11 protein-coding genes and 1 tRNA gene are annotated in these 12,801 nt (G+C 66.5%); 6 read left to right on the top strand and 6 right to left on the bottom strand.

What is annotated here, in order from left to right; translation table 11 throughout:
* Window positions 1-31 precede the first annotated feature (31 nt).
* The 4 genes from ACWAT4_RS01430 to ACWAT4_RS01415 all read right to left on the bottom strand — a co-directional run bounded on the left by ACWAT4_RS01430 (window position 32) and on the right by ACWAT4_RS01415 (window position 4,045).
* Window positions 32-107 (bottom strand) — tRNA-Thr (locus ACWAT4_RS01430).
* Between the two features lie 99 nt (window positions 108-206).
* Window positions 207-1,964 (bottom strand): heme biosynthesis protein HemY, encoded by a 1,758-nt coding sequence (locus ACWAT4_RS01425; protein WP_212424134.1) that lies wholly within the window; start codon window positions 1,962-1,964, stop codon window positions 207-209.
* Window positions 1,965-2,012: 48 nt separating this feature from the next.
* Window positions 2,013-3,233: a COG4223 family protein gene (locus ACWAT4_RS01420; protein ID WP_449729640.1), complete on the bottom strand. Its 1,221-nt coding sequence runs from the start codon at window positions 3,231-3,233 to the stop codon at window positions 2,013-2,015.
* Window positions 3,234-3,298: 65 nt separating this feature from the next.
* The gene (locus ACWAT4_RS01415) at window positions 3,299-4,045 is read right to left on the bottom strand and encodes a uroporphyrinogen-III synthase (protein ID WP_212303260.1); all 747 of its coding nucleotides are present in this window, start codon (window positions 4,043-4,045) and stop codon (window positions 3,299-3,301) included.
* Between the two features lie 150 nt (window positions 4,046-4,195).
* On the opposite strand from ACWAT4_RS01415, the gene tsaD reads away from it, so the two are divergent.
* Genes tsaD through ACWAT4_RS01400 form a run of 3 tightly spaced genes read left to right on the top strand, consistent with a single transcriptional unit; the run spans window position 4,196 to window position 6,669 of the window.
* The gene (gene tsaD, locus ACWAT4_RS01410) at window positions 4,196-5,269 is read left to right on the top strand and encodes a tRNA (adenosine(37)-N6)-threonylcarbamoyltransferase complex transferase subunit TsaD (protein ID WP_449729639.1); all 1,074 of its coding nucleotides are present in this window, start codon (window positions 4,196-4,198) and stop codon (window positions 5,267-5,269) included.
* A gap of 2 nt (window positions 5,270-5,271) precedes the next feature.
* Entirely contained in the window at window positions 5,272-6,252 is a 981-nt protein-coding gene (locus ACWAT4_RS01405; RefSeq protein WP_212303262.1) for an NAD(P)H-dependent glycerol-3-phosphate dehydrogenase, read from the top strand.
* Between the two features lie 3 nt (window positions 6,253-6,255).
* A complete protein-coding gene (locus ACWAT4_RS01400) occupies window positions 6,256-6,669 on the top strand; it encodes an EVE domain-containing protein (RefSeq protein WP_449729638.1) in 414 nt (137 codons plus the stop codon).
* A gap of 3 nt (window positions 6,670-6,672) precedes the next feature.
* Here ACWAT4_RS01400 and ACWAT4_RS01395 read toward each other — a convergent pair whose 3' ends face one another.
* Entirely contained in the window at window positions 6,673-7,767 is a 1,095-nt protein-coding gene (locus ACWAT4_RS01395) for an adenylate/guanylate cyclase domain-containing protein (RefSeq protein WP_449731324.1), read from the bottom strand.
* 101 nt (window positions 7,768-7,868) lie between these two features.
* Between ACWAT4_RS01395 and ACWAT4_RS01390 the strand changes: the two genes are divergently transcribed.
* Window positions 7,869-8,324: an SRPBCC family protein gene (locus ACWAT4_RS01390; protein WP_449729637.1), complete on the top strand. Its 456-nt coding sequence runs from the start codon at window positions 7,869-7,871 to the stop codon at window positions 8,322-8,324.
* Window positions 8,325-8,357: 33 nt separating this feature from the next.
* Here the strand turns inward: ACWAT4_RS01390 and ACWAT4_RS01385 are convergent, their stop codons facing one another.
* A complete protein-coding gene (locus tag ACWAT4_RS01385; protein ID WP_212424138.1) occupies window positions 8,358-9,527 on the bottom strand; it encodes a DNA topoisomerase IB in 1,170 nt (389 codons plus the stop codon).
* Window positions 9,528-9,950: 423 nt separating this feature from the next.
* Between ACWAT4_RS01385 and acs the strand changes: the two genes are divergently transcribed.
* On the top strand, window positions 9,951-11,897 hold the full coding sequence (gene acs, locus ACWAT4_RS01380; protein ID WP_212424139.1) for an acetate--CoA ligase: 1,947 nt from the start codon (window positions 9,951-9,953) through the stop codon (window positions 11,895-11,897).
* A 354-nt stretch (window positions 11,898-12,251) separates the two neighbouring features.
* Entirely contained in the window at window positions 12,252-12,767 is a 516-nt protein-coding gene (locus ACWAT4_RS01375; RefSeq protein WP_449729636.1) for a L,D-transpeptidase, read from the top strand.
* The last annotated feature ends 34 nt before the right edge of the window (window positions 12,768-12,801 follow it).

Below are 12,801 nucleotides of genomic sequence, written 5' to 3'. Positions count from 1 at the left end.
GCTGCGGCGATCGGATGAATTCAGGAGGCGCTGGTGCCGCAAGAGGGACTCGAACCCCCGACCCCGTCATTACGAATGACGTGCTCTACCAACTGAGCTATTGCGGCCAACCCTGCCGGGACCCGGCAATGCCGGTCCCGATACGCGCGCTCCTGATATCGGGCATGGCCCGAATTGGCAAGAACAAGCCGGAGGCGAAATAGGCCTCACGCACCCCAGCGGGACCAGAATCCGCGCCAACCGCCGGCCTGGGCCTTTGCCTGGTCCCTGGGCGTGCCGATTTGTTCCGTAAATTCATCGCTTGGACCATCGTCATCGATGCCGGGATCGTCCGGCGCGCGGATGATCGGGATGACGGCCTGAATCGGCGCCTGTGCCGGCTTGCCGAGGTCGGCGCGGGTCCGGAACACCGGGGTTTCCGCCACCGGCGATGATTCGGCGGCGTCTAGGGTCGCCTTGACCGGCTCGGCGGGCGCCGTCACCGGCTCTTCCTTGGCCACCGGGGGCGCGTTGTCCTGCGCGGCCGGAGCGGGGGCAGGGGTCGGAGCGGGCGCAGCCACGGCTGGTTCCGCCGGCACCTCGCTCGCCACCGTCACCCGCTTCGGCGGCGGGGCCGCGAGCATGGCTTCCTCGAACGCCGAGGACTCGATCGTCGTGCCCTTGTCCGAGGGCAGGCTCGCCACCGGCGTCTGCCACTGGAAGGCGTCGAGCCGGCCGGTGACCGGGGAGACCGGACGCCAGCGGTCGCTGACATAGCCGTCCGCGGTCCAGGCCGGATCGTGACGGGCGCGCACCGCGCGCAAGGTCCAGGCGCGGGCACGGCCGCCATCGCCGTGCTCGGTGCGCTCGAGCTCGGCCATCAGCAGCGCGACACGCTGGGTGGGATCGTTGACGTAAGGCCCGAGCACCTCGCGCGCACGGGCAAACTCGGAGGCATCGATCGCGGCGCGCGCAATCGCGAGCTGGCCCTCGACATGACCAGCCTTGTCCGCAGGCGTTTTCGCCGCGAGCGTCTCGACCCGCTGCAGGCGCTGCCGGGCGGCATCGCCGAGCTTGACGTGGGCGTAGGCATCCGCCAGATCGGGATGCGGATTGGCGAGCCAGGCAGCTTCGACCAGCTTCATCGCGCGGCGCACCTGATGCGCCTCGCTCTCGAATTTCGCGGCGAGCACGGCAGCCGGCACCAAGGTCGGCGCGAGCTTGACGGCTTCCATCACGCTCTCGCGCGCGACGTCACGGTCCATCGTCTCCAATTCCAGCGCGCGCGCAGTCAGCAGCACGCCGCGCTGCCGCCGGTAGGCCGGCTTGTCGATCAGCCCGGCGGACAGGTTCGAATCCAGGATCGCGAGCGCGCCGCTCCAGTCGCCGCGCGCGCAGCGGAAGCCGAGCACCGCATGCGAGGCCCAGGTCGAGGACGGCGACAGCTTGATCGCTTCCTCCGCGATCATGACGGCACCGACCGCATCATCAGCGCGCTGCGCCTCGATGAACAGGCCGCGCAGGCCGAGCAGTCGCGTATCCTCGCGCTCGGCCATGGCGCGGAAGACGCGCTGCGCCTCATCGCGATTGCCGTCGAGCTGCGCCGATTGGGCATGCAACAGCAGCGCGAGCGGATCATTGGGCGCGTGCCGCCGCGCCGCTTCGGCGTGACGGCGGGCGAGCGCGGTGTCGCCATGGCCGATCGCGAGCAGGCCGTGGGTGATGGCGTGACGGCCGCGCGCGTGGCGCTTCTCATGACGGCGGCGGCGCATCCGCCCCGGTGCGCGCCAGATCATCGTCAGGATGCTCCAGAGCAACACGATCAGGACTGCAAAGATGCCGAGGCAGAGCACGAACACCGGAATGCTCGGCGAGGCCCGGAAACCGCCCCAGGTCAGCACGACATCGCCGGGCTGATCGGCAACCCAGGCCGCGCCGGCGCCTGCAAGCGCAATCAGAACGAGGAAGAGGACGATGCGAAGCATAGCGATCCCTATACGCGCGGAATGTTGCGCGAATCTTATTGAGCAGGCTTACTGACCAGGCTTGGCGAGAGCAGCCAGAGCGTCATCGGCAAATTTGCGGGAGGCCGCGAGCGCGGCGTCGCGGGCATCGGCCTTGTCCAGCCATGCCTGCGCCGGCGCACGCTCGGTCTCGGGCAGCGTCTTCAGCTCGCGCCGCGCCTCGGCGAAATCGTTGCGCAGCGCCGCAGCCGTGATCCGCGCAACGATGGCGCCGCGGTCGTTGCCGACCCCGTCGGTGCGCTCGATGCGGACAAGCTTTGATGCGCCCGCCTGCAGGCGCTCGACGATGCCGGCACCCGCAGCCGGCGCTTCCGGCGGCGGCGACAGCTTCGGCACGATATTGAGGAGCTCGCGGGTCAACGCGACCGGCGTCGGAATGCCCGACGCCGCAAACCCATCGAGCGGCTTCAACAGTTCGGGCTTGGCTGCGAACGACCGCGCAGCAGTAAGCTGCGCCTCATAGGGATCGTTATGGCGAAGGGCGACGTCGAGCAGGGTGGCGGCGACCACAAAGCGCAACGGCTTGTCGTCCATCGCCTTCGCATCGGCGATCTTTTCACCCTGCTGCGCGAGCTCGGCGCGCGCGGTCGTGCTGGCACGCTCGAGTTGGGAGATGCGGTCGGCGAGCGCGGCGAGGTCGGGTGAGGCCGCCGCGTCGCGCGGCGCGGATTTGGCATCGTTCAATGCGCTCGCGGTCTTGTCGGACTGCGCTCGCAAATTGGCGATGTCGCTACGCATTGTGCCGAGGGATTTTTCCAGCGCATCGAGCCGCGTGATGATCGCCGGATCGGCGGCGGGCTTGCCCGCCTTGGCTTCGACCGCGGCGACACGACCGGTCAGCGCATCGACCGTCGCACTCGTCACTTGCGGCGCGGCCGGCGGAGCCTGCACTGCGGGCCAGCCCAGCACCCAACCGACCGCGATCACGACCGCGGCAGCGGCAGCACCGGAAAATGGCGCAATGACCCAGGGAGAAATGGCCGAGGACGCAGCGGCGGTCTGCGTCTCGCTGCGCTCCTGCTCCGCCTGGACGGTCTCGACCTCGGCGTCGTCGGCACCGGCCTGCTCGGATGCCGCCTGCTCGGCCGACGGCGGCGCCTCCGGCTCACCCGCCACGTCGTGCGGCTGGGTGGAGACTTCGGTCGCCTCGAGGTCGATGGTGGGCGGCGTGCGCTTGGCACGGCTGGACTCGGGGGCCAATCCTGCGTCTTCAGGCTTGTCGTCGGCCATCGTGACGGTTCCTCACACTTGCATACCAGAAACGAGCCCGATTGCCTCGGATTCGGCCCGTCCTCTTACGCCAAACGGGTGCGCAAAGCACGCTCCAAGGCGTCAAATAAGGCATTTTCGTCCGGGCTCGCGGCCACCAGAACCTGCGACGCGCCGGCGTCGCGCAGTACGCCGGCGACCGTCTCGGACAGGCAGCATTGCGGAATCGCCAGTGCCGAGATTTCGACGCCTTCGTCCCGCGCCGCATCCAGGAAGGCGCGCGCGCTGCGCCGGGAGTAGTGCAGCACCGCCGCGATGCCGTGCGCGGCAAAACCTTCGCAGACCTCGCGCGGCAGAAGCTTGACCGGGGCCATGCGATAGGTCGTCTGCGTAACCACGCTGAACCCTTCCGCGCCGAGCTCGCCGCCGAGATCGCGCGACAGATCCGCGCCCGCAAGATAGAGCAGCGTCGTTTTCTTCTTCAACACCTTGTCGCGCGCGCTCTGCATCACCTTGTCGCGCAGGGAAGCGGCATCGCCGCCTGCAACGATCACCTTCGTGAAGCCGATCTCACGCGCCACGGCCGCCGTGTGCTCGCCGACCGCGAATAGTGGCAGCTCCGAGAGGCCAAGGTCCCGCAATTGCGGCGCGACAGCACGGATCGCATTGGCCGATGTGACGATGACGGCACTGTAGCCCGCCTCACTCTCGTCATGGAAAGCGACCGGTTCGAACTTGAGCACAGGTGCGAGCAGCACCACGTGACCCCGCGCGCGCAGATTTTCCGCCGTCGCCTCATTGTCGGGATGCGGCCGTGTGACAAGAATGGACATCGCTTGTGTTCCCGGACCACGTGGCGGCGGCTCATTCGAGGGACGGCGTCGCCTGACGATTGCGCAAGCCGACCTCGGAATGCTACCGGACGTACCTGAACTCTGCTTTACGGATGAGCGCAAGGGCGCAAATTGGATAACAATTCGCCAATGCTGGTACTGGGCATCGAGACCACCTGCGACGAGACCGCGGCGGCCGTGATCGAGCGCGCGCCTGACGGGAGCGGCCGGATCCTGTCCAATGTCGTGCGGTCGCAAGTGGAGGAGCATGCCCGCTTCGGCGGCGTCGTTCCGGAGATCGCCGCACGGGCCCATGTCGACCTGCTCGACGGCATCATCGACCAAGCGATGCGTGATGCCGGCATCGGCTTCGCCCAGCTCGACGGCGTCGCGGCCGCCGCGGGGCCGGGGCTGATCGGCGGCGTCATCGTCGGGCTCACCACCGCGAAGGCGATCGCGATGGTGCATGATACGCCGCTGGTCGCGGTCAACCATCTCGAGGCGCATGCGCTGACGCCGCGCCTGACCGACGGGATCGAATTTCCTTATTGCCTGTTCCTCGCCTCCGGCGGCCACACCCAGATCGTCGCGGTCACCGGCGTCGGTCAATATGTGCGGCTCGGCACCACCGTCGACGACGCAATCGGCGAGGCCTTTGACAAGGTCGCGAAGATGCTCGGCCTGCCCTATCCCGGCGGCCCGCAGGTCGAGCGCGCGGCAGCGAGCGGCGATGCCACGCGCTTTGCCTTCCCGCGGCCGATGCAAGGACGCCCCGATGCCAATTTCTCGCTGTCGGGATTGAAGACGGCGGTGCGCACCGAGGCGAGCCGCCTGGCTGAGATCACGCCGCAGGACGTCAACGATCTCTGCGCGAGCTTTCAGGCCGCGGTGCTGGATTCGACGGCCGATCGGCTGAGCGTCGGCCTCAAACTTTTCCGCGAACAATTCGGCACTCCGCGTGCCCTTGTCGCGGCCGGCGGTGTTGCCGCCAATCAGGCGATCCGCGGCGCGCTGTTCGACGTTGCGCGGCAAGCCGGGACGCAGCTGATCATGCCGCCGCCCGCGCTCTGCACCGACAATGGTGCGATGATCGCCTGGGCCGGCGCCGAACGCCTCGCACTCGGCATCACCGACACGATGGAAGCACAGCCGCGCGCGCGCTGGCTGCTCGACGCCAACGCGACCGCGCCGGCGGGTTACGGCAAGACGCGGGCGGGATACTAGCAATGGCAGCGTTCCATTCCGTCGCAGTGATCGGGGCCGGCGCCTGGGGTACGGCGCTGGCGACGGTCGCCGCGCGCGCCGGGCGGAAGGTGACGTTATGGGCGCGCAACGCGGAACATGCGACGCGGATCGCATCGACCCGCAACAATCCGCGGCTGCCGGGCGTGCCGCTTACGCCGGAGATCGTGGTCACGAGCGAGCTGACGCTCGCCTCACGTGCCGACATGCTGTTGATCGCGACGCCGGCGCAGCACCTGCGCGGCGCGGTCAACATGCTGGCCCCGCACATCGCGAAGTCTGTGCCGATCATCGCCTGCGCCAAGGGCATCGAGCACGGCACCCACAAATTCATGACCGACGTGATCGCCGAAGCCGCACCCCATGCGCAGCCCGCGATCCTGTCGGGCCCGAGCTTTGCCGACGACGTCGCGCGCGGCCTGCCGACAGCGGTGACGCTGGCGGCAAAGGACGAGGCCTTGGCGAGCGCGTTGGTACAGGCCCTGGGCTCGGCAACCTTCCGCCCCTATCACACCAGTGATGTCCGCGGCGTCGAGATCGGCGGCGCGGCCAAGAACGTGCTCGCGATCGCCGTCGGAATCGCGGTCGGACGCCAGCTCGGCGCTTCCGCCCAGGCTGCACTCACCACCCGCGGCTTTGCCGAGCTGACGCGCCTTGGTCGTGCGCTCGGCGCGCGCAGCGAAACGCTCACCGGCCTATCCGGGCTCGGCGATCTGATCCTGACCTGTTCGAGCCCGCAATCGCGCAACTTCGCGCTTGGCCTGGCGCTCGGCCGCGGCGAGCAGCCGCCCGCCGGCAAGCTCGCCGAGGGCGAATTCACAGCGCCAGTGCTGATCGAACTCGCGACTTCGCAAAACATCGAGATGCCGGTATCAGAAGCGGTCGCGGCGATCCTGTGCGGAAACAGCACGATCGACGCCGCGATCTCAGGGCTGTTGACGCGCCCCTTCAAGGCAGAGAAATGAAAAATGGCATACTGGCTGGTGAAATCTGAACCATCGGTGTGGTCCTGGGACCAGCAGGTCGCGAAAGGCGCCAGGGGCGAGGCCTGGACCGGCGTGCGCAATTACACCGCGCGCATCAATCTCGTGAACATGAAGAAGGGCGACAAGGCGTTCTTCTATCATTCCAACGAGGGCAAGGAGATCGTCGGCATCGCGGAAGTCATCAAGGAGGCCTATCCGGACCCGACCGACAAGACCGAAAAATTCGTCTGCGTCGACATCAAGGCCGACAAGCCCCTGAAGACGCCGGTGACGATGGCGGCGATCAAGGCCGAGAAGAAGCTCGCCGACATGGCGCTGGTGAAATATTCGCGCCTGTCCGTGCAGCCGGTGACGGCAGAGGAATGGAAGCTTGTTTGCAAGATGGGCGGGATTTGAGGCCTACGTTATCCGGGCCTGCGGCGCGGGCAGCGTAAACACCTCACAAGGCGCGGCGATACCTCGCAACGCATGCGATCCGAGTGCGACGAGGGGCATGTCCGTCTCGGCGGCCAGCGCACCCGAGACCAGCACGGTCCGTCCGAGCGGCTTGCACAGGCCCTCGAGCCGGCTCGCGAGATTGACGGCGGGACCGATCGCCGTGAAGTCCAGCCGGTTGGCAGCGCCGATATTTCCCCAGAGCATCTCGCCGAGATGAAGCGCAGCACCGAATGCGAGCGGCGGCAGTCCTTGCGCGCCGCGCTCCGCATTGAGATACGCCATCCCGGCTTCGGCGGCGCCTGCGGCACGCAGAGCGGCATCACAGGCGCGACGCGGCGAGATCTCGACCACCGGAAAGATCGCGAGCACGCCGTCGCCGATGAATTTGAGCACCTCGCCGCCGAAGGCGTGAACGGCGCCGGCGATGCGATCGAACCAGGCATCGAGCGCGGCAATGACATCCGCCGGCGGGCTTGATTCCGACAAGCTGGTGAAGCCGCGCAAATCCGCATAGAGCAGCGCGGCCTGGATGGTCTCGCCGAGATCGCGCCGTAACGGCGCCGCCAGCACCCGCTCGGCGCTGCGCTTGCCGAGATAGGCCTCCAGCGTCGCCCGCAGCGTGGCGCGTGCAGCGAGCGCGGCGAGCCGTGTCGCGGCAAAGCGCGCGGCCCGACTCAGCTGGTCGATTTCGCCTGATGTGAATGGCCGCGGTCCGATCCAGCCAAGCAGTGGCCCATCGCGGCGCCCGACAACATCTTCGTGCACCTCGCCGCCTGCGATGTCACATAGCCAGCGGCGGCCGGCATCGTTGGGCAAATCGGGCGCCAAACCACCAGGTGCAAAGCCGAGCGCCTCGATCACCCGACCGTTCTCCGCGCGCCACAACCAGGTCCGCTTCGCGATCAGCGGATGCGGCACCTCCAATGTCAGGGCGCCTGCCGCAAGCGGCACGCCGTCGGCAAGCAGATGCGCGCCGAGTTCCGCGAGCAGGCGATCGGCGCCGGGACACTCTGAGGCGGCATCGACAAGCCAGGCGAGGGTCGGAGAAAGTTGCATGAAACGATGATGGCGAAGATCAGCCGTCTTTGTCACGAGCAATCCTTGACGGGCCGCCTCGGCGCCGCCATGTCCGGATGTCAGCCTAGGGATGATCGCCCATGACCGAGCCGTTCGTATTGCGACGCGAGACCCAGATCGCAGCCCCGCGCGCCACCGTCTTCGCCTATCTGACCGATCCTGAGAAGATCCTGAGCTGGATGGGGTCGGATGCGACCACCGAGCCGCATCCCGGCGGGCTCTATATGCTCAAAGGCATCGGCCCGCGGGCCAGTGTCGCCCGCGGCGCCTTCCGCGAGGTCGTGCCTGTGCATCGCCTCGCCTACACCTTCGGCTGGGAAGGCGGACAGGAAGTGCCGCCCGGATCGAGCCTGATCGAAATCGACCTGATCGAACGCGACGGCGGCACGTTGCTGCGCATGACGCATAGCGGGCTGCCGACCGAGGAACAGATGGCCGCGCACGCGAGAGGGTGGGCGCATTATCTGGAACGGCTCACGAGCGCGGCCGCGGGTCGCGATCCCGGCCCGGACAAAGGCGTGTCAGACAAGATGTAGCTCACGCAGCAACAATTAGGGAGCCGCCCGACGTTAGACCGCCGCGGTCGCCACGACCTGCTGCAAAAGCTGCTCGCGCCGCGCCTGCGAACGCTGGCCCTTCATGGTCGCAGCGAAACGTTCGAGGATGCCGTCCTCGAATGCTGTGACGATGGTGTCGTGGACATAGCTCTTGCGGCAGATCGCCGGCGTGTTGGAGAGCTTGTCGGCCGCGGCGCGGATCGCGTCCAGCACCTGCTTCTTGCGGCCGCGCTGGCTGGTCGCTGGCGTGATCCGCGACAGCGATTCCACGACGACGGCGGAGGCCATCAGCGTACGGAAATCCTTCAGCGAGATCTTGATGCCGGCGATCTCGCGCAGGAACGCGTTCACCTGCGTGGTGCTGACTGCGCGCACGATGCCGTAGACATCGCGATACTGGAACATGCGCTTGCCGGGGACGCCGTTGAGGATACCGATGGCGCGCACCAGCTTCGCGGCGTCGCATTCCTTGCGCACCGCCTTGCCGCCCTTCGCCTTGAAGGTCAGCACGAAGCAATCGTCTTCCAGCGTGACATTGGACTTCAGCAGCGTGGTCGCGCCGCGGGTGCCATTGAGGCGGGCGTAGGACTCATTACCGGGGCGGATCGCGGTGCGCGCGATCAGCTCGATCACGGCCGAGAGCGCGAATTCACGCGTCGGCTCGTCGCCCGACAGGAACGCCGAGACCTTGCGCCGGATCTTTGGCAACGCACCGACGAGCTTCTCCAGGCGATGCGCCTTGCGGTGCTCGCGGACCTTCTCCCAGTCGGCGTGATAGCGATATTGCAACCGGCCCGCAGCATCGCGACCCACCGCCTGGAGATGCGAGCTCGGATCGGCCGAGTAGCGCACCTCGCGATAGGCCGGCGGCACCGCCATGGCGTGCAACCGGCGGATGGTACGGGCGTCGCGAATATGAGCGCCATTGGGACGGACGAAGGAGTAGCCCTTGCCGCGCCGGATGCGGCGGATGGTCAGCTCGTTCTGGTCGCCAAGCCGCAGGCCCAGCTCCCTGGCGAGTGCCTCGACCGTCGCCGCGGGCGCCGTATCGAACCGTTTTTTCGGGCTGGAACGGGCGGAACCGGCCGGTTTCGGCCACTGCCCGAGGGCTTTAGCCAGCCCAATGGCGGCAGGATCGGCCGAAGCGGGCGACATAGTCCCGAAATTCCGCTGATCCATCATAGCCTTACGCCTTGGTCCTGTCCGTTACCGTTTAATGCCGCTGTTCTGATGTTTGTTCCAAGGTCGCTTGGAAGGTCCCTCGGAGGGTCTCTTGGGACCCGGGTTAGCCACTTAGGGTGTTCCGAACCGCATTGCGAGTCCCGAATCAGTGAAAAGCGGTTTCTAAATACCTCCCGCGACGCATGGGCGCCCTGCGCCGGTCTAATGCGGGAATTTGGGTAAAGAGCCGAAAGCCTTCTCCTGGCCTGTTTCAGATTTGCGACAGCCTGAGCGTGCACCTTGATCCTTCGCATGGCCGGCCGCTCACCGAAGGTCCAGCTTGTGGTCCTTGTCGGGGCCGGTTAGCCCGACGCATAATCGGTTCAACGATCAAGTCGGCTTGCGCGTCGCCAGCGTTTGGCTTGCCGTATGTGGAGGGAAAGAATGTCCGAGAAGATCTACGACGTCCCCGCGGAATGGGCCAAGCGGGCCTGGGTCGACCAGGCGAAGTACAAGGAAATGTACGCCCGCTCGATCGCGGACCCGAACGGGTTCTGGGCCGAGCAGGCCAAGCGCATCGACTGGATGCACGCGCCGACTAGAATCGAGAACGTCTCGTTCGCGCCCGGCAACATCTCGATCAAATGGTTCGAGGACGGAATCCTCAACGTCGCCCATAACTGCATCGACCGCCATCTCGCCAAGCGCGGCAACCAGACCGCGATCATCTGGGAAGGCGACGATCCCTCGCAGTCGAAGCACATCACCTACAAGGAGCTGCACGACGAGGTCTGCCGGATGGCCAACATCCTGCGGACCCGCAACGTGAAGAAGGGCGACCGCGTCACCATCTATCTGCCGATGATTCCGGAAGCGGCCTATGCGATGCTGGCCTGCGCCCGGATCGGCGCGATCCACTCCGTGGTGTTCGCGGGCTTCTCGCCCGACAGCCTTGCCCAGCGCATCAACGACTGCCAGTCCAAGGTGATCATCACCGCGGACGAAGGTCTGCGCGGCGGCAAGAAGGTGCCGCTGAAGGCCAATGTCGACGCGGCGCTGGCCAAGGCCGACGGTGTCGACTGGGTCATCGTGGTCAAGCGCACGGGCGGCAAGATCGACATGAAGCCGACGCGCGACCTCTGGTACCACGAGGCCGCTGCCATGGTGACGACCGAATGCCCGGTCGAGCACATGCACGCCGAGGATCCGCTGTTCATTCTCTACACGTCGGGCTCGACCGGCCAGCCCAAGGGCGTTCTGCACACCTCGGGTGGCTATCTCGTGTTCGCGTCGATGACGCATCAATACGTGTTCGACTATCACGACGGCGACATCTACTGGTGCACCGCCGACGTCGGCTGGGTCACCGGCCACAGCTACATTCTCTACGGGCCGCTCGCCAACGGCGCGACCACGCTGATGTTCGAGGGCGTGCCGAATTACCCCGACAATTCCAGGTTCTGGAACGTCATCGACAAGCACAAGGTCAACATCTTCTACACCGCGCCGACTGCGATCCGCGCCCTGATGCAGGGCGGCGATGAGCCCGTGAAGAAAACCTCGCGCGCTTCGCTGCGTCTGCTCGGCTCGGTCGGCGAGCCCATCAATCCGGAGGCCTGGGAGTGGTATCACCGCGTCGTCGGCGAGGACCGCTGCCCGATCGTCGACACCTGGTGGCAGACCGAGACCGGCGGCATCCTGATCACGCCGCTGCCGGGCGCGACCAACCTGAAGCCCGGCTCGGCAACGCAGCCGTTCTTCGGCGTGGCGCCTGAAATCGTCGACGCCGACGGCAAGGTGCTGGAGGGTGAGACCACCGGCAATCTGTGCCTGACACGCTCCTGGCCGGGTCAGATGCGCACCGTCTATGGCGATCACGCGCGGTTCGAGCAGACCTACTTCTCGACCTACAAGGGCAAATACTTCACCGGCGACGGCTGCCGCCGCGACGCCGATGGCTATTACTGGATCACCGGCCGCGTCGACGACGTCATCAACGTCTCCGGCCATCGCATGGGCACGGCGGAAGTCGAGAGCGCGCTGGTGGCGCATGAGAAAGTGTCGGAGGCCGCCGTCGTCGGCTTCCCGCACGACATCAAGGGTCAGGGCATCTATGCCTATGTCACCCTGATGGCCGGCATCGAGCCGACCGAGGACTTGCGGAAAGAGCTCGTCACCTGGGTGCGCAAGGAGATCGGCCCGATCGCCTCGCCGGACCAGATCCAGTTCGCGCCCGGCCTGCCCAAGACCCGCTCCGGCAAGATCATGCGCCGCATCCTGCGCAAGATCGCCGAGGACGAGCCCGGCAGCCTCGGCGATACCTCGACACTCGCCGATCCCGCCGTCGTCGACGATCTCGTCAAGAACCGGCAGAACAAGAAGTCGGCCTGAGCCCAATCTCCGTCATTCCGGGCGCGCGACAGCGCGACCCGGAATCTCGAGATTCTCAGGTACGCAATTGCGCACCTGAGGTCGATGCTTCGCATCGCTCTGGAATGACGGCCGTTCACGCCCTCACGCATTTGTCAGGGCGCGCGCTGACGCGGCTTGCGTCTTTCCCGCCGAGTGTTGTTTTCAGGTCATTTACTTTATTTCGAACATTTCCTTTGTTCCCCCTGCTGGCTCGCCCGCGGCAGCCGCGCGTAGAAACCATCCGGTCAACAGGCGCGGTTAATGTCTGGGCAGACAGGCAATTGCCGGTTTTGCGTGAATTTGAACGATCCGTTTCGGGCTGAGGGGAAATCGATGTCGATGAAGATTGCACTGGCGCTGGCCGCAACCATCGGGGCAGGGGTCTTGATGTCGTCGGCAGCCGAGGCGCGGCCGGAAATGGTCGGGACGCACATCGCCAACTATTCGCCGGGCACCATCGTGGTCAAAACCAACGAGCGCCGGCTCTATCTCATCCTCGATGACGGCCACGCCGTGCGCTATCCCGTCGGCGTCGGCAAGTCCGGCAAGCAATGGTCCGGCACCACCCGTATCGACGGCAAATATCGCAACCCGGCTTGGTCGCCGCCCGCCGAGGTGAAGCGCGACAAGCCGCAGCTTCCCGACGTCATTCCCGGCGGTTCGCCGCGCAACCCGATGGGCGTTGCCGCGATGACGCTGGCCGGTGGCGAATACGCCATCCACGGCACCAACGTGCCGGGCTCGGTCGGCGGCTTCGTCTCCTATGGCTGCATCCGCATGCTCAACGACGATATCACCGACCTCTACAGCCGCGTCTCGGTCGGCACGACGGTGGTCGTGACGCGCTGATCTCCGCGATCAAAGAGAAATGCAAAAGCCGCGT

It is taken from the genome of Bradyrhizobium sp. T-1 (genome assembly GCF_053592855.1).
Note: the sequence above shows the minus strand (reverse complement) of the source record. Positions and strands in the feature narration are given on the sequence as shown.